At 26.6% G+C, this 23,213-nt stretch carries 19 protein-coding genes; 3 read left to right on the top strand and 16 right to left on the bottom strand.

Features of this window, described 5'->3' with window-relative positions:
- Positions 1-34 precede the first annotated feature (34 nt).
- Positions 35-613: a TerD family protein gene (locus ACTG44_RS08630; protein WP_021384408.1), complete on the bottom strand. Its 579-nt coding sequence runs from the start codon at positions 611-613 to the stop codon at positions 35-37.
- A 36-nt stretch (positions 614-649) separates the two neighbouring features.
- Complete coding sequence (locus ACTG44_RS08625; protein WP_479918615.1) at positions 650-1,228, bottom strand: TerD family protein; 579 nt, start codon at positions 1,226-1,228, stop codon at positions 650-652.
- A 330-nt stretch (positions 1,229-1,558) separates the two neighbouring features.
- On the opposite strand from ACTG44_RS08625, the gene ACTG44_RS08620 reads away from it, so the two are divergent.
- Positions 1,559-2,995 carry a trypsin-like peptidase domain-containing protein gene (locus ACTG44_RS08620; RefSeq protein WP_479918614.1) on the top strand — a complete coding sequence of 479 codons (1,437 nt, stop codon included), beginning with the start codon at positions 1,559-1,561 and terminating at the stop codon, positions 2,993-2,995.
- Between the two features lie 118 nt (positions 2,996-3,113).
- On the opposite strand, the gene asnB is transcribed toward ACTG44_RS08620, so the two are convergent.
- Positions 3,114-4,997: an asparagine synthase (glutamine-hydrolyzing) gene (gene asnB, locus ACTG44_RS08615; RefSeq protein WP_021384405.1), complete on the bottom strand. Its 1,884-nt coding sequence runs from the start codon at positions 4,995-4,997 to the stop codon at positions 3,114-3,116.
- 172 nt (positions 4,998-5,169) lie between these two features.
- Here asnB and ACTG44_RS08610 point away from each other — a divergent pair, with 172 nt between their 5' ends.
- On the top strand, positions 5,170-5,874 hold the full coding sequence (locus ACTG44_RS08610) for a superoxide dismutase (RefSeq protein ID WP_021384410.1): 705 nt from the start codon (positions 5,170-5,172) through the stop codon (positions 5,872-5,874).
- A 112-nt stretch (positions 5,875-5,986) separates the two neighbouring features.
- Positions 5,987-6,523, top strand: a complete 537-nt coding sequence (locus ACTG44_RS08605; protein ID WP_021384404.1) for a metal-dependent hydrolase — start codon at positions 5,987-5,989, stop codon at positions 6,521-6,523.
- 62 nt (positions 6,524-6,585) lie between these two features.
- On the opposite strand, the gene ACTG44_RS08600 is transcribed toward ACTG44_RS08605, so the two are convergent.
- The 13 genes from ACTG44_RS08600 to ACTG44_RS08540 form a co-directional block, all read right to left on the bottom strand.
- Positions 6,586-6,735 (bottom strand): hypothetical protein, encoded by a 150-nt coding sequence (locus ACTG44_RS08600; RefSeq protein ID WP_479918613.1) that lies wholly within the window; start codon positions 6,733-6,735, stop codon positions 6,586-6,588.
- A gap of 221 nt (positions 6,736-6,956) precedes the next feature.
- Entirely contained in the window at positions 6,957-7,577 is a 621-nt protein-coding gene (locus ACTG44_RS08595) for a TVP38/TMEM64 family protein (protein ID WP_479918612.1), read from the bottom strand.
- A gap of 212 nt (positions 7,578-7,789) precedes the next feature.
- Positions 7,790-10,321 (bottom strand): FAD-dependent oxidoreductase, encoded by a 2,532-nt coding sequence (locus ACTG44_RS08590; protein WP_479918611.1) that lies wholly within the window; start codon positions 10,319-10,321, stop codon positions 7,790-7,792.
- A 107-nt stretch (positions 10,322-10,428) separates the two neighbouring features.
- Positions 10,429-11,046 carry a PepSY domain-containing protein gene (locus tag ACTG44_RS08585; protein WP_021384388.1) on the bottom strand — a complete coding sequence of 206 codons (618 nt, stop codon included), beginning with the start codon at positions 11,044-11,046 and terminating at the stop codon, positions 10,429-10,431.
- A gap of 310 nt (positions 11,047-11,356) precedes the next feature.
- A complete protein-coding gene (locus ACTG44_RS08580; RefSeq protein ID WP_479921590.1) occupies positions 11,357-12,802 on the bottom strand; it encodes a cell wall-binding repeat-containing protein in 1,446 nt (481 codons plus the stop codon).
- Positions 12,803-13,186: 384 nt separating this feature from the next.
- Positions 13,187-14,071, bottom strand: a complete 885-nt coding sequence (locus tag ACTG44_RS08575) for a mechanosensitive ion channel family protein (RefSeq protein WP_021384393.1) — start codon at positions 14,069-14,071, stop codon at positions 13,187-13,189.
- 187 nt (positions 14,072-14,258) lie between these two features.
- Positions 14,259-15,509, bottom strand: coding sequence for an MFS transporter (locus tag ACTG44_RS08570; protein WP_021384413.1), 1,251 nt, complete (start codon positions 15,507-15,509; stop codon positions 14,259-14,261).
- Between the two features lie 248 nt (positions 15,510-15,757).
- Complete coding sequence (locus ACTG44_RS08565) at positions 15,758-16,522, bottom strand: ABC transporter permease (protein ID WP_479918609.1); 765 nt, start codon at positions 16,520-16,522, stop codon at positions 15,758-15,760.
- The gene (locus tag ACTG44_RS08560; RefSeq protein ID WP_021384406.1) at positions 16,516-17,241 is read right to left on the bottom strand and encodes an ABC transporter ATP-binding protein; all 726 of its coding nucleotides are present in this window, start codon (positions 17,239-17,241) and stop codon (positions 16,516-16,518) included. The genes ACTG44_RS08565 and ACTG44_RS08560 overlap by 7 nt, the downstream gene beginning before the upstream one ends.
- A 1-nt stretch (position 17,242) precedes the next feature.
- Positions 17,243-17,611: a GntR family transcriptional regulator gene (locus ACTG44_RS08555; RefSeq protein WP_021384387.1), complete on the bottom strand. Its 369-nt coding sequence runs from the start codon at positions 17,609-17,611 to the stop codon at positions 17,243-17,245.
- 265 nt (positions 17,612-17,876) lie between these two features.
- On the bottom strand, positions 17,877-19,418 hold the full coding sequence (locus tag ACTG44_RS08550; protein ID WP_479918608.1) for a putative bifunctional diguanylate cyclase/phosphodiesterase: 1,542 nt from the start codon (positions 19,416-19,418) through the stop codon (positions 17,877-17,879).
- 698 nt (positions 19,419-20,116) lie between these two features.
- Complete coding sequence (locus tag ACTG44_RS08545; RefSeq protein WP_021384382.1) at positions 20,117-22,183, bottom strand: ABC transporter permease subunit/CPBP intramembrane protease; 2,067 nt, start codon at positions 22,181-22,183, stop codon at positions 20,117-20,119.
- Positions 22,184-22,978, bottom strand: a complete 795-nt coding sequence (locus ACTG44_RS08540) for an ABC transporter ATP-binding protein (protein WP_021384386.1) — start codon at positions 22,976-22,978, stop codon at positions 22,184-22,186.
- Positions 22,979-23,213: the final 235 nt, after the last annotated feature.

Genomic DNA, 23,213 nt, shown 5'->3' with positions numbered 1-23,213 from the left:
GGTTATTTATATTTAATATATTATATTACTCAAATTAAACATTTAATCCATAGTTTCTACAAAGTGCTTCTAAACCACCTTCGAATCCTGCTCCAACTGCATTAAACTTCCATTCTCCATTATACTTATATATCTCACATACTGTAATTGCAGTTTCTATACTAAATTCTTCACCTAAGTCATATCTTAATATTTCTTCGTCATTTTCAGAATTTAAAACTCTTATATATGAGTTACTTACTTGTCCAAAATTTTGTCTTCTTTCAGCGGCTTCATATATTGTAACTGTTACAGCTATCTTTTGAATATGCTTTGGCATTACATCTAAATTTACTAATATCTCCTCATCATCTCCATCGCCTTCACCAGTTCTATTGTCACCTAAGTGTTCTACTGCTCCAGAGATATGTTTTAAGTTATTATAGAATATAAAATCTTCATCTTTTTCAACCCTTTGAGATTCTCCTACCATGAAAACACTTACATCTAAGTCATAATCATATCCACTATCAAATGAATTTGTATCCCAACCTAGTCCAAGTTTTATATTTTTAAGACCTGGATTTCCTTTAGTTAAATCAATTTTTTGTCCTTTTTTTAATACTATAGCCATGGAAAATACCCCCTCTAGTTTATTATTATATTGAAATTATAAGTTTATTCCAAAGTTTCCACATAGTGCAGCAAGACCACCTTCAAAACCAGAGCCTAGTGCATTAAACTTCCATTCTCCATTGTGCTTATATATTTCGGATACTACTATAGCTGTTTCTATACTAAAATCTTCTCCTAGTTCATACTTTATTAGTTCTTCATTTGTATCTTTATCTACTATTCTTATATAAGAATTACTTACTTGTCCAAAATTCTGTCTTCTTTCTGTTGCATCATGAATTGTAACTGTAAAAGAAATCTTACTTATTTCTGCAGGAATCTTAGATAAATCAACAACTATTTGTTCATCATCTCCATCACCTTCACCAGTCCTGTTATCTCCTAGATGTTCAACTGCCCCAGATGTATGTTTTAAATTATTGTAAAACACAAAATCTCCATCACTAGTAACACTTCCACTTGCTCCTGTTAAAAATGCTGCTGTATCTAAATCAAAGTCAAATCCACCATCATACTTGTTAGTATCCCATCCTAAACCTACTAAAATATTTTTAAGGCCTGGATTTCCTTTAGTTAAATCAACCTTTTGGCCTTTTGATAATGTTATACCCATAATTTATCGCTCCCTTGTTAATTTTAGCTAAACAAATCTTGCTAATTATTTATCTTTTTCTTTAATCATATTATATCATTTTTTATTCATTTGTGAAGAAAACTTACTTGATATTTTTAAAATATAATTAAAAAAATGTTTATATTTCTTACTTTTTACATAGATTTTACATACTTTATTAAATATGTAAAATCTATGTTTAATATGTAATTATATATCATTTGTATAAACAAGTACATATTTTATTTTGAAACTACAAAATTCTTGTACTATATTGTTTTAAGTTGTTTTATAATAGATTATATCATCTTATTTTATAGGAGAAAAAATATGCTTTGTACTATTAAACCATTAAAGATTTTAGTAAAAAGGTCAAATGAACCTCTAATTGAATTTATGTCTAATATGCCATATACAAACAAGAGTTCTTCATATATTAAAGAGGTTTACTTTACAAGATATATAGGTGTTGATGATTCAATTGATAAATACATAGAAAAAATTAAAAACATAGATAATTATTTTTTTAATAATCCAACAATTCCTTACATTAGATTAAGCAACTTAAACATAAATTTTGACAAATTACAAATAGATAACATGCTTAAAATTTTTAAAATTTATGATAAAGCTAAATTTAGCAGTTGGAACTTATATAATATTGACTTTCCATGTAAGATAGAAAATGATACTCTGGATTGGACTAAAAAGATTGCATTTAAAAATACACTGGATTTATTTGCTACAAGTATGCCAAATTCAACACCTTCTATTGTTAAAAACTTTGCTGTTAAACTTTTGTGTTGGATAGAATACTTTCTACCTAAGTTATTTTATAATAAAATAAAAACTACTATTTCTCCAAAAATAGTTTACTTTGGAAATATCAAGAGACAAGAACTTTTTTTCTTGTATTTTTTATCACAACTTGGATGTGATATTTTATATTTAAATCCATGTAAAGATATTATTGATTTATATCCTGAAATTTCAAATTTTTCTACTCTATTTGAACTTTCTAAAAAGAATCAAAATATATTAGAATTACCCTTTGAAAAGTATGTTTCAAATATAAGCTATAAAGAAGATACCAATAAGACTTACACCTCTACAGATAGGCCTAACTCTGAAAGCACATTTATTGACACAAATCATATATCTAAAAAGCCTATACAAAATAAAGAAATAGAACTTTCTTATGAAGAACTTGCAAGGTTATCATCTTCTGTTGTTATGATTGTTGTGTGTAATAATGAGGACAAGCCATTCAAGAGTGGTTCTGGAGTAGTAATAAATAATGAAGGTTATATACTTACAAATCTTCATGTAGTTAATGATGGTTACTCATTTTTAGTTAGATTTGAAAATGATGACAATGTCTATACATCTTACCAAATTATAAAGTATCACACAGACTATGACTTGGCTGTAATAAAGGTTGATAGAAAATGTAAGCCAATACCTATTAAAGTTAGTAAAAGACCCGTAAGAGGTCAAAAAATAGTTGCAATTGGTAGCCCTTTAGGTCTTTTTAATACAGTTTCGGATGGAATTATCTCAGCTTTTCGTGATTTTGAAACAGTTCAAATGATACAGTTTACAGCTCCAATCTCTAGTGGTAGTTCAGGTGGAGCACTTTTAGATATGTTTGGAAATTTACTAGGGTTGATTTCTGCTGGTTATGATGATGGTCAAAACTTAAATCTAGCAGTAGAAAGTGACCTTGTCAAAATGTTTGCCAATAATTTTATTGAGATAATAAAATAAATGTATTTAAATAAACTCTTAATAAAATAGCTAGAACTAAATTTCCCATGATAACATGTATAAAAAATTTAATTCTAGCTATTTTTAAAATGTAACGCAAACAAAATATAATACAAGATTAGTATTTAATATTCTTGTCTTCTATAAATAATTGATACCACAAACAAAAGATGAATATAGTCCATATTTTTCTTGAATTATCTCTATGACCTTTAAAATGCGTATCTAAAAGGTTTATTGCATATTTTTTATCTATAAAATCATCTACATTTGAATTAGAAATAGTTTCTTTTACAATTTCTCCTAAGGAATCTTTTAACCAAACTCTTATTGGTGTTGGAAATCCTAATTTTTTTCTTTGAATAACATGTTCTGGAACTATATCTCTAAATGCCTCTCTAAGCAAAACTTTTGTATTATTCTTGGTTGTCTTTTGCTCCATTCTCAAGTTTTTTGCTACATCAAAAACATCTTTATATAGAAACGGTACTCTAAGTTCAAGTTGCTCACATGCAGAAAGTTTACTCATTTTTTGAAGTATATCGCCCTGAAGCCATGTATTTATATCTATATGTTGCATCTTACTTATATAATCATAATTATTTTTTTGTGCATCTCTATACAAATTATATAATAAATATTCATATATATTCTTCTCTTTGTACTTAGAAAAAAATCTTTTTACTTCACTATTTTCAAAAACCTTTGCATTTCCTATATATCTTTTTTCTAGTGGTGTTGTAGATCTATAAAAATAGTTTTTTCCTTTCATGTTTGGCATAAGTTCTGAAACTCTTCCTAATACACTTTTAATATAAGTAGGTGAATTTACAATGGATTTCATATTATTGTATTCATTATATATATTATATCCTCCAAATAATTCATCTGCACCTTCTCCAGACAATGCCACTTTAACATGTTTACCTGCTTCTTTGATTAAGAAATAAAGACCAACTTCTGAAGGGTCTGCTACAGGGTCGTCCAAAGAATAAATTATTTTTGGCAATGCTTTTATATATTCATCTTGTGTTATATTAATCTGGATATTTTCTATGCCTAACTTATCAGCTGTTTTTTTTGCTATTTCCAGCTCACTATATCCCTTAACATTAAACCCTACAGAAAAAGATTTTATATTTGGATTAATTTGCGAAGCTAAAGTAGTTATAATGGATGAATCTATACCACCAGACAAAAATGTTCCCATTGGTGTATTCTCTGGCATATGACTTTTTACTGAATCGATTATTATATTTCTTACTTCTTCTTCATTTACATCCCTATTTCCTAGATGATTTTTATTATAAAAAAATTTTGTACTACTTCTAAATTCAAGTTTGTTATATCTTTTTAATGATAATATGCCATTTTCCACTCTAAAATAATGACCTGCTGGTATCAACCTTATTCCTTGTATCATCGTATCTTCAGGAAGTACATATTGGAATGAAAAATAACTTTGCAAACTTCTTTCATTTATATTTAAATTTTTTATATATTCAAGCATAAATTTATACTCTGAGGCAAAAAGTATTGCTTTTTCATTATTTATATAATAAAGTGGTTTTATTCCAAATAAATCTCTTGCTCCAAATATACTTTCACTTGCTCTATCATATATTATAAAGCTAAACATACCTTTTATCTTATGTACACAATTCTTACCAAATTCTATATAAGATGTCAATAAGATTTCAATATCATCATTTGTAGTAAAAGTATATCCTTTTTCGACCAATTCTGCTTTTATTTCGTGACAATTATAGATATTTCCATTGAAGATAATAACTTTTCCATCCTTTTCAAATGGTTTATTTCCATAAATAACATCTATTACATTGAATCTATCAAAATTAAAAGTTTTTTCATCATTTTTAAATTCTTTTCTACTATCAAGGTCTACATTATTCATATTATTTATAGACTCTTTTTTTTTAAATTTAATATCTTCTCTTTTAGATATATCTCCTTTATAATAAATTGAAATATTGCCATCCATATTATCAAAATTCCTTCCTATCTTTTAATCTTATTCTATATCTCATAGTTTTGTCTTTAGATTTAAAACTTATTCAATTTAAAAGAAAATTACTATCAAATTTTTATAAATTATTTGTTAATCCTTCATATTTTTTTTATTTCTAGAAATACTATATTAGGAGGTGATTTTTATGAAGAAAAAAATGTTAATACCAGTTATTATGTCTTTATTTATAATTTCACAGTGTATAACTTCATTTGCTTTTACACCTGAAAACAATAAGTTTAAGGTTAAACCATTACCTTATGCATACGATGCACTTGAACCTTATATAGATAAAGAAACTATGAAGTTGCATCATGATAAACACTATCAAGCTTATGTTGATAAATTAAATGCTGCTCTTGAAAAATATCCTGAGCTTTACAAGTATTCTTTGTGTGAATTATTGCAAAATTTAGATTCTTTGCCTAAAGATATCGCTACAACAGTAAGAAATAATGCAGGAGGTGCTTATAATCATAAATTCTTTTTTGATATAATGACGCCTGAAAAAACTATACCTTCTGAATCTTTAAAAGAGGCAATTGATAGAGACTTCGGCTCTTTTGAAAAATTTAAGGAAGAATTCAAAAAAGCTTCTTTAGATGTTTTTGGTTCTGGTTGGGCTTGGCTTGTAGCCACTAAAGATGGTAATTTATCTATTATAACTACTCCAAATCAAGATAGCCCTATAAGTAAAAATTTAACACCTATAATAGGACTTGATGTTTGGGAACATGCTTACTATTTAAAATATCAAAATAGAAGAAATGAGTACATTGACAACTGGTTTAATGTAGTCAATTGGAATGGTGCTTTAGAAAACTATAAAAATTTAAAATCTCAAGATTAATTAAATATTAAAATCCTTTTGAAAAAAACTTATGTTTGCTATATAATATAAAAGAAGATAGTCTAAATTTACCAATATTATGTTTATAGTGACGATTCAGGAGGATTTTTATATGATAAAAGAAACACATGAAAGGGGAGGATATATATTTGCACTTTTGATACTCCCCTTTATAAACAATATATATTTAGTCAAATACGATATTACATATAAAATAGTATTAATTATAGTTTATATTTATTTTGCATATTTAGGTTCTTTGTTTCCAGATATAGATATGCGAGGCTCTCACATAAGTAAAAAATTTATATTGATATACAAATTATTTGGAAGCAGGTTTAGACATAGAGGATTTACCCATAGCTTAATTGCTTTATTGCTTCTTTATAGTTTTTTTAAATCTCTAACAATCTTTACTCACAACAATATAGTTTTCTCATGTTTGTCTAGTGGATTTATAATAGGATATCTATCTCACCTGTGCCTTGACCTTATTACTAAAGAAGGTATTGAATTGTTTTATCCCATTACCATAAACATTTCTTTACTACCTATAAAAACTAACTCAAAAACAGAAAAATTCATATCTAAGCTCTTGAATTTCATAGTTATTTTTTTGATTGGATATCAATTTTATATTTTGCTATAGTTATATTTATAATTGATAGGTAAAATTATTTAAGAGTAAGTTCAAATAAGTTTTACATATTTTTACTTTGTATGGTAAATACATACTAATTTTGTTACTGTAGCAAAGAATTTTTCCAAAATAAGTTTAATTACATGTAAAAGAGCAGTTAATCTATTGCAATCAACTGCTCTTTTCTTTCTTATTTTATCTATTAAGTATAATTTAATCATACATGTAATCAAAGCAACTCACCTTATATTATTATAGTGCTAGTGACTATTTTTCCATAAAAGTTATTTCTCAATATTTTTTTACAAACTTATGTTAGTTCACATTTATGTTTAATAGTTTTTAAAAATATATTGTTCCTTATAAAATCAAAAATAAAAAGTATCTTAAAATAATAATTTAGAAGTTAATCATTTTTTGATACTTTTTATTTTTTAGCAAACTAAATCTTTCTGTTATCTCTATCATTGTGGTGTTTTTTATGATGAAAATCATAATTATGATTTTCAAGGTTTTTATTAACTCTATTTCCAATCTTCCATGATAAAAACACCAATAATATAAATGATGCTATCTTTAAAGGACTTGTTATAAATCCTTCTATATCACTTGCCACATAGCTTATTACTATAAACATCACAAATTTGCCTGCCAGCATCGCTGGCACAAAATCTTTTATATCTTTTTTACCAAAAGCTGATGCAATAGTAACTAAACACCCAGGCATAAACGGACAGGCATATGCTATAAATAATAACTTAAATCCCTGTTTGTCCATCCAACTTATTGCTCTTTCAGTTTTACTATTTCTTAACTTATTAAAAAGCCTACTGTCATTAAATCTGCTTATTAATAAAAATAATGAGGTTGTCCCAAGTCCTGAGCCAATCCACGATAACAAACATCCAAGCAATAATCCTTGTATTGCAGCATTTGCTGTAACTATAGCAACAAGCGGTAGAGCTGGTATAAAGCTTTCTATAAATGCACTTAACAAACCAATTATTGTGGCTAATGCCCAATAGTTTTGAGTCAAATCAAGTAATTCTTGTATATACTGCATATTGCTTTTCCCCTTTTTTAACTTTAACTATTATTATCTACTCCATATTGTTATTATATACCAATCTCAAAAAAAGGAATCTAATATTAAAAAGTAAACAATCTATATAAATTTACAGTTAAGGTATAATTAGTTTATTATATATTATAACAAAAAAGTCTTAAAATATGAATTGTCATATTTTAAGACTTTTCCATTCTGATATATTTAAACTATAGTATATCCGCCTTCATAATATCTTCAAAATCACCTTTTTCAGATATTAATCTTATCAATTTAACAGTACAACTTAAATCATTTATAAGTATAGCTCCTACTAATGAGCCTTCTTTCATAAATAATTTTTTGTAGATTCTTTTTCCTTCATCTTTTGATGAAATTTCTTTATCAAAATTTTGTATATTACCTATACTAAATACTTTTACATTCATGGCATCCAATGAAACTGGATATACATCACTTTCAAATGTTAAATTATCTCCACTTGCATTTGCACCTGCTATTTTTCCCATTTCCACTGAAGATGGCCATATAGCTAAGTTAGTATTTTCTACTTGTGCAACATCTCCACAAGCATATATATCTTTAACAGTTGTCTGTAATGTCTTATCTACAACAATACCTCTATCAGTTTTTACTGATGTATCTTGAACTATTTGTGTATTTGCTCTTACACCAATTGAAAATACTACCATATCACATTCAACACTATCCCCATCTTTGAATATGACTTTTTGAGCTTTTCCATTACCATCAATACCATCGACTGCTACACCTAATCTTACATCTATTCCTGTATCTCTTACACATTGCTCTAATATTTTACTACCTTCTTTATCAAGTTGTTTTGATAATATGCCATCCATTGCTTCAACAACAACTACTTCCAATCCTTTTAATCTAAATTCCCATGCAGCTTCAAGTCCTAATAAACCACCACCGATTACTACAACTTTCTTAGACTTTTCTAAGGCTTCCTTTACACTATATAAATCTTTTATATTTCTAAGAGTAAACACATTTTCTAAATCATGACCCTTAATTGGTGGTATAAAGTTTCTACTTCCTGTAGCTATTACAAGCTTATCAAATTTAATAGCACCATCATTTACTATAATAGTTTTATTTACTTCATCTAACTTATCTACATTTGTTCCTAATATTACTACTATGTTATTTTCGTCGTACCAAGCTTTGTCTTCCATATAGAAATCTGAACCCAACTCTTCATTTATTCCATCAGAAAGTGCAGGTCTATAGTAAGTTAACTCATCTTCATTGGAAATCATAGTTATTTTGCAAGTTTTATTTCTTTTTCTTATAGCATCTGCTGCATAAAAACCAGCAGCCCCATTTCCTACTATCACAAAGTATTCATCAGTGTCTTTCCTAAAAGTAACTTCATCTTCTTCAACTTCTATAAATTGGTCTTCTTTAGCTCCACATACAGGACATACACTAGGAGCACTATCCCCTTCAAAAACCTCATTACAAATTACACATTTAAATTTCTTAGTCTTCTTTTTACTTCCAAAAGTAGAATTTAATTTATCTAAGAATTTACCTGTATAAGAATATAATTTATCCAACTCTTCATTTGATGGTTTAAAGTTAACAGCAAATGGTTTTACCGCTGTCATTCTAAGTTGATGTATTCTCTCCATGGCATTTTCTATACCTTCTCCACTCCATCCATATGAACCAAATACTGAAGCAACTTTTCCACCATGAATGACTGGATTTAAAGATACTAAGATATCCCATATAGGCTTTAATGCATCTCCTAATATTGTTGGTGTACCAAATAATACACCTTGGGATACTGCTATTTTTGCTAAAATATCTTCTTGTTTATTCTCTATTACATCAAATAAATTTACTTTATAATTGCTATTTTGTTCAATATATGATTTTATAGCTTCTGCCATTATCTTTGTATATCCATGTGCAGAAACATAACAAATTGTAACTTCTTTTTCTAATTTTATTTGTTCATTTACACTCCAGTTATAATAAAGGTCTATAATTTTTCTAGGATTTTCAGTTAATACAGGTCCATGACCTGGACACACAGTGTCTATATCTAAATCTTTTATCTTTTCTATAGCAGTTACCATAGATGGTTTAAATGGTCCCATTATACAATCATAATAGTATCTCAAAGCATCTAAGTAATCCTTTTCTTCGTCTTCATCAAGTGTATTTACTATCTTATCATTACTATAATGACTTCCAAATGAATCACATGTTACAAGAGTTTTATCCTCTTTTATATATGTGTATATAGTATCTGGCCAATGAAGCATAGGCACAGAGAAGAATTCTAAAGTTTTATCTCCAATTGATAATGTATCTCCATCTGCAACTGCAATATACTCAAAGTCTTTGTTTACGATTTCCTTAAGATATTTAATTGCCGTTTCTGATGCTACTACTTTTGCATTTTTAGCTAAATCCAAAAGTTTTTCAACACTTCCTGCATGGTCTGGTTCAGTATGACTTACAACAATATAGTCTATTTTTTCAAAATCTATATTTAAATCATTTAATCTTTCAACATAATTGTCAAAATGTTTATCTTTAACTGTCTCAAATAAAACTGTTTTTTCTGTCCCTTTTAATACATATGAATTATAAGTAGTTCCATAAGGTGTATACATAATTATGTCAAATACTCTTAAGTCAGGGTCAAGCGAACCTACCCAATATAAATTTTCTTTTATTTTTAATGATTTCAATGACATACCGTACTCCTCCTAAAATAGTTATTTAATCTTTTTATACCCTGATTGTTATATTTTAAACAAAATTTATTCAAAAAAGAAATTACTTTAAAAATAAAATAGAGCTTCTAATCTTCTTTTTCTACCTCCAATATAGTTCCCTTTTTAGAATCTACCTTTATGTCATATTCATTTTTATCTTTATCTATTCTTATTTTATAAAAAGTAACATCTAAATCTTTATCTAAACTCCATTCTTTCACCATTCCATTTTGCTCTTTTAGTGCAATTTCCATAGCTTTTTGAGGTGTTATTATGTCATTTAAATCTAATTTTTCTTTTCTAGCTACTCCATTTAAATCATCTGAATCCAGTTTTTCTGTTTTATCCTGTAATACATCTTTTGTATTAGCGTCTATTTTCATTTTATACTCATTATTATCATCTACACCTTCAACAGTATAGACAAATTTATTTAAGTCTCTTTCAAGGCTTAAATCTACTATATCAGCATCTTTATACTTATCTTTAAATATGTTTATTGCATCTGTGTAGGGTACTTTAAAATCTTGTTCATTTAAATTTTCATTATTTTTTTCATCTTTTAAAGCACTATTTGACGTATTTGCCTCTTTATTTGTATTATTTTGTGCCTGTCCTGAATCTGTAGTTGGATTTCCACTACATGCAGTCAATAAACCTGCAACTAGTATACTCACTACTAATAAATATGTTTTTTTATACATAAAAACCCTCCTTAAATAATTAATTTATTCTATATTATGCCCTCTAAATCCTTTATTTACCCTTTTATATTAAATTTACTTCCTACTTTACTAGTTTTAAAACTATAAAATTTATATCTACTAAAATAAATTTACTGAAACAAAATATGTTGTTTGTATAAATAAAAAAAGCATTCCCCAGTATAAGAATGCTTAATTGTAATTATAAAATTATTCATTAATTCTATTAATACTTTTAATTATTGCTTTATTATCTTTTACAGAAGGAAGAGGTTTGAAAATATTTGTAATTATTTTCAAAAATACTTTCTTAAATGTTATTCCAAATATCTTTATAAGCATGTCCACTATAAACATCTATGAAATACCATCCATAAGTCTGTTTTGGTTGTGGCTTTGAATCTATTCTTACAGCATATACTTTTATATCATTAATATCATCAATATAAGCAATATTTACACTTAATAGATTGACACTAACCTTATTTTTTCTAGCACATTCTGCTAATGCTAATTCTTTTGCTTTTTCTTCTGTAATCATTTTTCTATTTTCATAATCAGCTGGATTACAAACTTCCATAACACCACTAGTATTGTATGTATATATTTTGCTCATATCGTTTTTCTCTACACAGTATCTAATATCACTTTCAGAATTTTCTACTACATAACCAAATACGTAGAAATTTTTTCCTGAATATTCAAAGTTAGTATCTGATAAAAATATTAAGTCTTCATCTTCTGGATAATTTTCATTATAATAAAGTTTATCAACACCTAGGAACTTTTTCACTATATTAGCAGCATCCTCTACTGTATATTGTCTTCCAGTATCTGAATTTCCTATATTTTTTGTTACATTTAAACACTGCTGTAACACAATATCACTTAGATTTCCTATTACTGTTAATTTAGTTGCACTTTTTAATACAGCCTTATTGCTATTATCATCAACTAGAACTATTGGAGTATTTTGGACTATTGTAGAGCCAATAAGTGCATATGCTAAATCTGTTCCGCTAGCTACATAAAACTCCTTTGCTCCACTATAGAACTTATTTATTATTTTCCTATTAGTATCATATCTATCTACTCCACCTAATCTAGTTGAATTAGTATCTTTTACTAAACTATCACTCATTGATGAAGTTCCACCTATTACATAACTTTCTATTCCAGTAGTATTAAATGGTATACTTTTACCATCAGTTAATACTATAGGTGATTTATCTCTAACAGCTACAGATGCAATACTCATAGCATCAGCTTCACCTTTAAAAGCATTGGTTAATATAACTTTACTAACTTTATTAATAGCACCTATTTCTTTAGCTACATTATAACTTGTCTTAATTCTATCGCTACCTTGAAGCCTCTTAACTTCTATATTCTTATCTTTTAAAACTTTTTCAGTCTTTTTGTCAATAGAGCTTTCTCCACCTATTATGTACACTTTATTGGCTTTTTCCACTCTTTTTAGAGTTGCACTTGGTATATTATTCTTTTTAGTTAAAAGAATTGGTGAATTTGTAGCTCCTGCAAGCCCACTCGCACTTAGACCATCAGCCATAGTACTATCTGTATTTACAAGTATTACAGTAGTATAATTTTGTTTATCTGCAATAAGCCCAGCAGTTTCATATTTATCTTCCCCTTGAAATTTATCAATTTTATCAAGTGCATTTGCAGATACAGGAGAGCCAGCAATAAACATTGACATAGCCAATCCTAGTAATAATAACTTCCTTGATTTCATAATATCCCCCCTTATAATATCTTTATAATTAAATTATATAACAGCAATATATTATATGTTGTCGAAAACAAAGATTATTTCTAGCCATTTAATGACATTGAATCATTTAAAAATAAAATATCATTTTAATTTAAAGTAAAAACTCCTATATGTAATATGAAATGCAGTTAGGTAATTATTTTAAATAAAAAAATGCTATTCTTATGGGTATTAAATTATCCTTTATAAGAAAAACAAATGAAAAATTATATACTACTTTATTGAATAGATACTCTATACATATATATCTTGTAAGCAATATGAAAATACTTAATTTATAATAAGTAAAAAATTCTAAATAAGCACCCAAAGATTGAATCTAAAGGGTGCTTTGACATTATAGTATTAAATTCTATTTAATTCTTTTAGTGTTAAATCCATTTTAGGATAAGGAATTGTAATTCCTTCTTCATCAAATCTAACTTTAACAGCTTCTAATAAATCAAGATAAATCGCCCAGTAATCTTCTGTATTACACCAAACTCTAACTGCAAATTTAATGGCATTATCTCCATGTTCCACTATTCCTATAAATGGTTCTGGTTCATTTATTATTAATTTATGCTTATTCACAATCTCTTTCAATACTTTTCTTACATGTAATATATCATCTTCATATCCTACACTAAATATTAAATCAACTCGTCTAGTATTCTTTGCTGAATAGTTTATTAGACTGTCATTTGATACAGAACCATTAGGTATAAGTATCTGTTTATTATCTGGAGTAACCAATTGTGTATAAAAAAGACCTATTTGCTCGACCGTTCCTCCATGACCTGCTGCTTCTATGTAATCTCCTACTTTAAAAGGTCTAATCAAAAGTATGATAAATCCTCCAGCAAAATTTGATAAACTACCTTGTAATGCTAAACCAATTGCTACCCCTGCTGATGCTATCACAGCAGCAAAACTAGATAAACTCATTCCCCAATATTCTAAAACAATGATTATGACAGCAACTTTAAGTACACTCAAAAGAAGAGATTTCAAAAACCTTCTTAAAGTTAAATCAAGGTCTCTTTTACCAAGTAATAACATGACATGGTTTACAAATTTCTTTATTATTTTGAATCCAATGGATAGTATAAGTATACCTATTATAAGTTTTACTCCACTTGTAGTTGCCCATTCTAAAAGGCTTTCCATTATACCTCCCATATCTATTTTATTAATATCTAGATTATTTAAATCCAACTTGCTTATATCATCTATTTTTGTCTTATCCATAAAAAACTCCTTACCTTATATTTTTAGAACCAATATTATAGTTTAAAGTTCTTATTTTCTATTTAATATAATACAATATCATTTCGACATAGTAAACAAGATTTATATTCCAATTATACCTCCAGTATAAATATAAACCCTTTGTCATCCACAAAGTATTGTACTAAATCAAACTACTAATAAAATGTTATTTAGCATTAAAATTATCGTTTTTTACGCCTATATGAGATGCTGTTATAGTTATAATACTGAGTACTATAAATATCATAAATCCTCTTTTGTATCCATCAACTACATTATATGAATTTGCTTGCAAAGATACAGCTATAATTAAATTAATGATTCCACTACCTATAAATTCAAAAGTATTGATAACACTAGTTGCCAATCCAGAATAAATTTCTTTATTTTTATACTTAGCATCATTAAAAACTTGTAGATGAGACATAACTATACATCCCATAATAAAAAATGCTACTGGCAAAACCATTATTGGTGGTTTTACTTTGTATACAACTACAATTACAATCCATATAAACAAATCTATTATTGCTCCATATTTTATTATATTAAATTTACTGGATTTTATTTTGGCAAATACAAAATCCATAATTATTGAACCAAATATAAATCCATATGTAAAAAATGATACTATAAATGCAGAAAAACTCTTACTAACTCCATAAACATCCATTATGTATTTTACTCCCCATAGACTTGTAAATGCACTTGTCAGACCTACAAAGGAGAACATTATCATTGAATTATACCATGTTGATTTATTCTTTATAACAGACTTAATTCCATCAACAATACTAATCTTCTCTGATTCTTCATGAGATTCGATATCTATATTGAATCCATATTCTTTTGGTGTATCTCTAACAATAATATACATAAAACATCCTATTACAACACCAATTATGCCTATCAATAAAAATGAATTTCTCCACCCAACAAATTCAGATAGAAACACAAGTGGAAAAGTAGCAAGAACTCCCCCTAAATTCCCTACAAATGAAAATTTAGCTGTTGCAGAAGCAAATTCTGATTTATTAAACCATCTACCCTGAATTTTCAAAATACAAAGCAATATTACTGATGTCCCTGCACCTACAGCTATACGAGAAATATATGCTAACTCTATACTTTGAATCAATCCAAATAAAATAGAACCTAAACTTGCCATTATTATTCCAAGACTACTAATTTTTCTTGCTCCATATTTATCAATTAAGATTCCTGCTGGTATTTGCATAAATGCATATGCATAGAGGCAAAAAGATGCTATATTTGAAATTTGTATAGAATTAAAACCTAACTCATTTGATAAGTTGTCTGAAACAACAGCAGTTGACATCCTTAAAAATAAGACTAAAATGAATGAAAATGTAATTATGCCCCAAACACTCCATTTAGCCTTTGTATAACTTTTCATATTTTCTCCCTCAAATCTACATAGCTTTAAATTTTCTTGATATACTCTATGAAATTCATGCTTTCTAAGCGATTCTATCAAGTATACATCTATTTATTACAAATTTTAACATATAGTCTCATTATACTACATATATACATATTTAACTAGAAATAAAGTTTCATTCCCGTTATATATATAAATTAACTCCTTAAATAGAAAAAGCCATCTTTGAACATTACTCAAAAGATGGCTCTCTATAAAAATATCTATTCTAAATTTAATTTTTTATCTAATATATATTTTGTAGCGAAAAATAATATTACTACAACTGCAATACTACCAAGTATTGCGAGTGCAAAATGAGGACTTTGATAAAAATGGTATATCATATTTGTATCTTTATGTGGCAAAATTCTTTCTATAGCATTTCCAACACTTGATATTACTATATTTATAGCTATAAAAGAAACAAATGCTACTAAATTTCTATGTTTATTAAATTTTGGCAATTGTCCCATTGAAATTGATGTATATAATAACAAAATAAATGATGAATACGAAATAAGCATTGTTACTGAAAATAATACAACATCTAAAAAGTATTCAGAACCCCTAGTAAAAACAGTATTGAAAAAATCTAAAAATTCAGGTAAGTGTATTCCAGAAGCACTAAAAAGCATAAGCATTCCAAATGTAAGCATTGAAACTATAAAACTAAGTACAGCATATATAAGTGCTGTTATACATTTAGATAATATAAGTGAACTGGTACTAACAGGAAGAGTAAACATTAAATATCCCTCATCACCTAAAAGATTTTTTCTAAATCTTTGAATTGTAACTACAATAGTTAAAACACCTAATGCCATGAAAAGACTCATCAATACCAATATTCCTATTCCTTGTATTTGAAATATATCTGTATTTATAAATATTCCATTGAATACAGCTACTACCAATATAGCTATATATAATGGTATGAAGGTTCTTCCACTTGCTTTTAACTCATATTTTAATAATTTACCTAACATTTGAATTCCTCCCTAAATAATGCATCTATAGATTTTCCTTTTTCTTCTCTTATTGTTTCAACATCTCCCTGTAATACTATTTCTCCTTTAGATATGAATATTACTTCATCACATATATTCTCTATTTCACTTATTAAGTGAGTAGCAATCAATAAAGTACTATCTTCAGAATAATTTTTTAATATAGTCTTAAGTATATATGACCTTGCAGCTGGGTCGACACCTCCAATAGGTTCATCCAGTATATATATACTTGCTTTTCTTGACATAACTAAGATAAGTTGAACTTTTTCTTTAGTTCCTTTAGACATTGTTTTTAACTTTTCATTTACATCAATATCTAAACTTTTAATCATTTCATTTGCTCTTCTAACATCGAAATCACTATAAAAATCATAGAAAAATTTTAGTAAATCCGATACCTTCATCCAGTCATTTAAATACGTTCTTTCTGGCAAATACGATACTATTTTCTTAGTTTCTATGGATGGTTTCATTCCATTTACTACAATTTCGCCATTATCAGGCTGTAATAATCCATTCATTAACTTAATCATTGTACTTTTACCACTTCCATTAGGACCTAACAAACCAACTATTTTTCCCTTTGGTATATTCAGTTGAATATTTTTCAAAACATTCTTAGTTCCATAACTTTTATTTACACTTTTAAATTCAACTATTCCATCTTGAGAAATATTATTTATATTTTTATCCATTTTATAATTCCCCTTTCAGATTTTCTGTAATAAGTTTTAGCATTTCATCTTTATCATACCCAAGCTTTTCTAAAGTATCTTTTAATGTATTTATCTCAACATTAGCTATTTCCTCTTTCATAGCTTTTATTTTTTCCTTATCATCGGTTACAAATCTTCCTTTAGTTCTCTGACTGTAAACTAAACCTTGTCTTTCAAGTTCTGTTAGAGCTTTTTGCATTGTGTTTGGATTTACTCCAGCATCTTCTGCGAGTGCTCTTACCGTTTCTAGTTTAGAGCCTATCACAATCTCACCTGAAATTATTTTCAATTTTAAATGCTCTACTAATTGTATATATATAGGTTTGTTATTATCAAGTTCCCATTCCATATTCATACCTCCTTATTATATTATTGTACTAATATCTTAATACAATAATATAATAATACAATTTATATGTCAACTAATTTTTAATAAAATCATGAAAATATTTATGTATATTGTAGTTCTATATATGAATTTATAAAGACAGCTAAAATATCTTTTTAATAAAATGAGTCTGTGTATATATAAAAAAGCTGACAAAAAAATGAACTCTATATTAGAGTTCATTTTTAACATAATTTATTAAATTTTTTATAATATAAATTAATTACTATTTTATTGAGCTATACATAATCAGCTTTTCAAATTCTTCAATTGGCATTGGCTTTCCAAATAAATATCCCTGTGCCATATCACACTTTACTTCTTTTAAAAGTTCAAACTGTTCTTCTGTTTCAACCCCTTCTGATACTACTTTCATTCCCAATTCTTTCGCCATTTCTATAACTTTAGTAACAATTATCTTACTTCTATTACTATTATAGGTTTCCATAATAAATTTTTGGTCAAGCTTTAAAATATCCATAGGAATTTCTTTTAGCATATTTAATGATGAATATCCTGAACCAAAATCATCCATAGATATTAAAAATCCTATTTCTTTTAAATTATTCATTATATCAATTAAAATATCAAAATTATCAAATATAATACTCTCTGTAAGTTCAAGTTCTATATACTTTGCTGGTATTCCATATTTATCAATTATATTTTTATATGTTTCTATAAAATTATTACAATATAGATGTATTCTTGAAACATTAACTGAAATGGTAACTGGATTTATACCTGCATTAATCCATTTTCTAAGCTGTATACAGATTTCTTCAAGTACATATAAATCTAAGTTTATTACAAAACCGTTTTTTTCAAAAAATGGTATAAATTCATTTGGAGGTATTAACCCTTTATCAGGGCTTTTCCATCGAACAAGTGCTTCTGAACCTTGTATTTCTCCTGTATCAAGCTCTATCTTAGGTTGCAAGTGTACAATGAATTCTTTATTTTCTAAACTTGAGAACATTGTATTTTCCATCTCTTTTTCTTTTATTTCTTGGTCATGAATCTTATTATCATAAAATGCATAAGAACTTTTATGCCCTCCCTTTGCCATTTTATGAGGTATATTAGCCCTGTCTATTATTGAGTTAATGTCTTTGTCTTCTGGAAGTATAAAGTAGATTCCACAACTTAAAACTAGTTTATACTTTTCCTCTTGGTTATTATTAAACAAATCTAATTCTTCAAATATATTATTTAATCTATTTGTTATATCTTTTTCTTCTACATACTTCATGATTATAGTAAAATTATCGGCAGATATTCTTGCAAATATCTCATCTTCAAATATATTATTTTTAATAATCTTAGTTAAGTTACGTAAAATTTCATTTCCAACTTCATATCCAAACAAGTCATTTATATATTTAAATTTATCAATATCTATATATAGTAGAGCATATTTCTCTTGAGTATTTTTGCATAATACTTTATTAGCATCAATGACAAACTTATCCAGAGTACTTGCTCCTGTAAGACTATCTGTATAGGCTATCTTTTGTAGCTTAATTTTAACATTTAATTTATCATATATTATATAGAAAATAAGTATTATGCATATTATAGTCATAGTACATATTATCTGTAATGAATATTTACTAATAAATTGATTATTAAACATAATAGATTCGAAGTTATTTAGGGAGTTATTTTTATAAAGTTCATTTAAAGAATAAACTGGTATTGTATGTGTAATTTGTAAAATTATACATATAAATAAAAAAAACATTAATTTTTTTTGTAAATTCCTCATAAAAATTTCCTCCCATTAAAACACCTCTATTTTATTATAAACTGTTAATAAATAAGCATATCTCAAAAGTTTCCATTTCTTGTAAAATGGATAGTTTTGAAAAGAAAATAGTAAAATTATAATATAAAAATAAAATTTTTCGGATAATTTGAAGAAAAATAAGTACCTTTTATCAATAATCATATGCCAAAATAATCCAATTTATTTTCTATTATACCGATATGAAATGTATAAATCAATAGTTAAGACAACTAATATACTACATTCTATAATTATAGTAGCTGAAAATTTCACCAAATTTAAAATAAATATAAACTATCCATTTTACAAGAAATGACTACTTTTTCCTAAAAACCAGTATTTGCAACATATTCATACTTTATTTTTTCTATTTTTTCTTATATTTTTTTTCGACAAACCAATTTTAAAATTTTATAACTAACTAAATAAAAAATATCTAATTTAAATTTTTTACTATCTTACTTCATAATTGATTTTTTAAATATAAACTTCTAAAATTAAAATGCTTTATTGTTTCATTTATATAATGAGAATATTATATAAATGAAACAATAAAGCATTCATATAATTAAAAGATAAAGTAAATATACGAAATAGCACTAAAGTATTTTATATATAAGATATATTTATATACTTTAGTGCTAATCAATATTTTAATATATATATTAAATCTACATTTAACTTTTTAAAGATTTTCTATATAAAATTCTTACTCCCAATATAACTAATATAAAACTTATTAAAAGAATTAAAATAAACTTAAGTGTATTTAAATTCGCAAAATCTACTTCCATAAATTTATACAGATTAGCTATATTTCCAGTTGTATAATGACTTACTATGATTGCTATACTATTATTAAAAAAATGTAATAACATTGATACAAATATAGAACCAGATTTATATACACTATATGCAAATATAATACCCAATATAGATGTCGGAATTATTCTTATAAAATCCATATGCATAATACCAAATAATACACCACTGCATATTATAGCAAACTTAACAGACTTGTTTTTATCTTTTGATTTACTAAATGAAGAAAATATAAATCCTCTAAAAAACATTTCTTCACATATCGCTGGTAATAAAGCTATTATCAGTAAATTTAATAAAAACTTATCTTTCATAAAAAGTGCTTCATTTAAACTTTCAGCAACCTCCATGTTTTGAGGAAACAAGAATAAAAGTAGTTGTGTTATAATCATAATAAGTATATATCCACCAATCCAAAGAACAATACTTCCAAATACGTGTTTTAATTTAGGAACTTTCAAGCTAAATACTTCTTTAAAGTCAGCTTTAATATAGTATGCAAATATTAATGGTAATAAAATTATCATAAATTGTGTCATTACTATACCACCTATACCAAATTTAATCTGTACTAAAGAACCAACATAAATTAAAAGAACTAATCCTACTGCATATAAAATAATACCATCACTTATAGTTGGTATAGACCCTTTTTTTATATTACTTCTTTTCTCTAAGAAAGAAAAACTCTTACTATTGCCAAAAAGTATTTCCTCAGAATTGAACATCTTAGACAGTAATATGATTGCCAATATTACAAAAGCTATATTTGATACTAAAACCAGAGCTATTAAATTTAAATCACTTTTAAAAGATAATACACTTTTTATAAGTAGAGATATATTTACCACAGGTATTACAGATGTTACTCTATCCAACACTATATTTGGTATCATAGATACATATGATGGTATCATAATAACTAACATTAGAGGCGTTATGTAATTTTGAGCATCTTTAAAACTTTTTGCCAGTGAACATACACACATACTTATTGCTGCAACTACCATTGAAAACAGACATATACAAATTAAAGTAGTTATAATTGGTAAGATTAAATCTCCATAGTTGAAATTTCCAAAGCCAAATTGACTGCTAAGACCTCCACTAACCAAAATAAATGCCATAGTCAATCCCATAGATACAATATTTAAAATTGCTGTTACTATTGCACTAAGAGAAACTGCCATATATTTTCCCATAACCAATTCTAAATTTGATATTGGAAGTGTAAATAGAGTTTCTAAGGTACCTCTTTCCTTTTCTCCAGCCATAACGTCTATTGCTGGATATATTGAGCCAAGCAAAACTCCTATTATCAATATGAATGGTAATATTTGTCCTAAAAAATAGCCTGCCACTTCTTCTGTCTTTGCAACATCAACAGTACTATATGTCAATGGCTCCAATGTAGATTGTACGTCTAAACCTTTCTCAGATAACTTTTTTTCCACAGTAAGTCTTTTGTATTTATCTAAAACAGTTTCAATCCTCTTTACTGCATTAGAAGAATTTTCTTGTGAAGAATTCATATATATTTTATAACTAGTAGATGCTTGTTTTTCTTCTATCTTTATATAAGCATCTATTTTATTTTCTTCTAAAGATTTTTTATAATTATCAACATCAAGTATCTTTATCTTGCCTTTATCATTTGCAGTATCTTTACTTTCAGTATCTCTATCCAAATTATTATCTTCAATCATCGATACTAATACTTTATTTGGTTTACTATCAAAAGCTATATTAATATCCTTGCTATTCATGCTATTTGCAGACATATTCATTACCTGAATCATCAATATCATAAGTAGAGGATACAAAAGAAGTGGTAAAACAATCATCATAAATAATGTCTTTTTATCTCTCAATATATCTAACATTTCTTTCTTAAATATGTATTTTACAATCTTACTTCTCATCTAAACTTCCTCCGTTCTAGCAAGTTTTATAAATACATCTCTCAAATTATTTACTCCAGATTCCTCTTTTAAACTCTCTGGTGTTCCCGATGCAATTATTTTTCCATTGTGAATCATAAAAATCTTGTCACATAAAGTTTCTGCTTCTTCCATATAATGAGTTGAATAAAGAACAGTTTTACCTCTTAATTTTTCATTCTTCATAAAATCTATTATTGATGCACTACTTAAAACGTCAAGCCCTAGTGTTGGTTCATCAAAAATGTACACCTTTGGAGAATGTATTAAACAACGAGCTATAGATGTTCTTTGAGTCTGACCAGTTGATAGATTTTCAATTCGATTATCTATAAATTCACTCATATCCATTATCTTTACAACATTTTCAATTGATTCTTCTATATCTTCTTTTGACATTTCATATAAACTTCCAAAAGTCGTTAGAAGTTCTCTAGGAGAAAGTCTCCCATATAATTTTGTATTTCCAGATAAATATCCTATTTCTTTTTTTGCTGAATTCCTATCTATTGAATAATCATATCCAGAAACACTTATATTCCCTGATGTTGGTGTTAATATACCTCCTAACATTCTAAGTAATGTAGTTTTTCCTGCACCATTAGGACCTAATATTCCAACAATATCTCCTTCTTCAGCTTTAAAAGAAACATTGTTCACAGCAAAGAATTCTTCCTTTCTAGTTTTTATTTTCTTTAACTTTTTTATTGAATTTTTATTATTATCATCTTTTACAACTCTTGTAAAAGACTTACATAATTTATCAACCTCAATCATTTATCAAATTACTCCTTTCTTGTTTATAGGTATATTTATATAAATATATCATATAAACCTTTTTTATATACAGTTTTTTATTTTAAAATAGATTATTTATAAAAGGTTTAGGCATCCATTTGACAAATTACCTTTTTTTATTCTTTTATAATATCTTTTGTAACATTTTTTTACATATTAAATATAATATTACTATATAGATAAACTTAATTATCTATACATTTAAATCAAAATA

The sequence above is a fragment of the Clostridioides sp. LIBA-2809 genome, assembly GCF_056688965.1.
Note: the sequence above shows the minus strand (reverse complement) of the source record. Positions and strands in the feature narration are given on the sequence as shown.

Excerpts from the sequence above, each read along its gene's own strand:
- ACTG44_RS08580 (WP_479921590.1), bottom strand. The coding sequence starts at position 12,802 with ATGAAATCAAGGAAGTTATTATTACTAGGATTGGCTATGTCAATGTTT.
- ACTG44_RS08630 (WP_021384408.1), bottom strand. The coding sequence starts at position 613 with ATGGCTATAGTATTAAAAAAAGGACAAAAAATTGATTTAACTAAAGGA.
- ACTG44_RS08540 (WP_021384386.1), bottom strand. The coding sequence starts at position 22,978 with ATGATTGAGGTTGATAAATTATGTAAGTCTTTTACAAGAGTTGTAAAA.
- ACTG44_RS08565 (WP_479918609.1), bottom strand. The coding sequence starts at position 16,522 with ATGTTAGGTAAATTATTAAAATATGAGTTAAAAGCAAGTGGAAGAACC.
- ACTG44_RS08570 (WP_021384413.1), bottom strand. The coding sequence starts at position 15,509 with ATGAAAAGTTATACAAAGGCTAAATGGAGTGTTTGGGGCATAATTACA.
- ACTG44_RS08545 (WP_021384382.1), bottom strand. The coding sequence starts at position 22,183 with ATGAGAAGTAAGATTGTAAAATACATATTTAAGAAAGAAATGTTAGAT.
- ACTG44_RS08590 (WP_479918611.1), bottom strand. The coding sequence starts at position 10,321 with ATGTCATTGAAATCATTAAAAATAAAAGAAAATTTATATTGGGTAGGT.
- ACTG44_RS08560 (WP_021384406.1), bottom strand. The coding sequence starts at position 17,241 with ATGGATAAAAATATAAATAATATTTCTCAAGATGGAATAGTTGAATTT.
- ACTG44_RS08625 (WP_479918615.1), bottom strand. The coding sequence starts at position 1,228 with ATGGGTATAACATTATCAAAAGGCCAAAAGGTTGATTTAACTAAAGGA.
- ACTG44_RS08575 (WP_021384393.1), bottom strand. The coding sequence starts at position 14,071 with ATGGATAAGACAAAAATAGATGATATAAGCAAGTTGGATTTAAATAAT.
- ACTG44_RS08550 (WP_479918608.1), bottom strand. The coding sequence starts at position 19,418 with ATGAGGAATTTACAAAAAAAATTAATGTTTTTTTTATTTATATGTATA.
- ACTG44_RS08555 (WP_021384387.1), bottom strand. The coding sequence starts at position 17,611 with ATGGAATGGGAACTTGATAATAACAAACCTATATATATACAATTAGTA.
- ACTG44_RS08585 (WP_021384388.1), bottom strand. The coding sequence starts at position 11,046 with ATGTATAAAAAAACATATTTATTAGTAGTGAGTATACTAGTTGCAGGT.
- ACTG44_RS08605 (WP_021384404.1), top strand. The coding sequence starts at position 5,987 with ATGATAAAAGAAACACATGAAAGGGGAGGATATATATTTGCACTTTTG.
- ACTG44_RS08610 (WP_021384410.1), top strand. The coding sequence starts at position 5,170 with ATGAAGAAAAAAATGTTAATACCAGTTATTATGTCTTTATTTATAATT.
- ACTG44_RS08620 (WP_479918614.1), top strand. The coding sequence starts at position 1,559 with ATGCTTTGTACTATTAAACCATTAAAGATTTTAGTAAAAAGGTCAAAT.
- ACTG44_RS08600 (WP_479918613.1), bottom strand. The coding sequence starts at position 6,735 with ATGATTAAATTATACTTAATAGATAAAATAAGAAAGAAAAGAGCAGTT.
- asnB (WP_021384405.1), bottom strand. The coding sequence starts at position 4,997 with ATGGATGGCAATATTTCAATTTATTATAAAGGAGATATATCTAAAAGA.
- ACTG44_RS08595 (WP_479918612.1), bottom strand. The coding sequence starts at position 7,577 with ATGCAGTATATACAAGAATTACTTGATTTGACTCAAAACTATTGGGCA.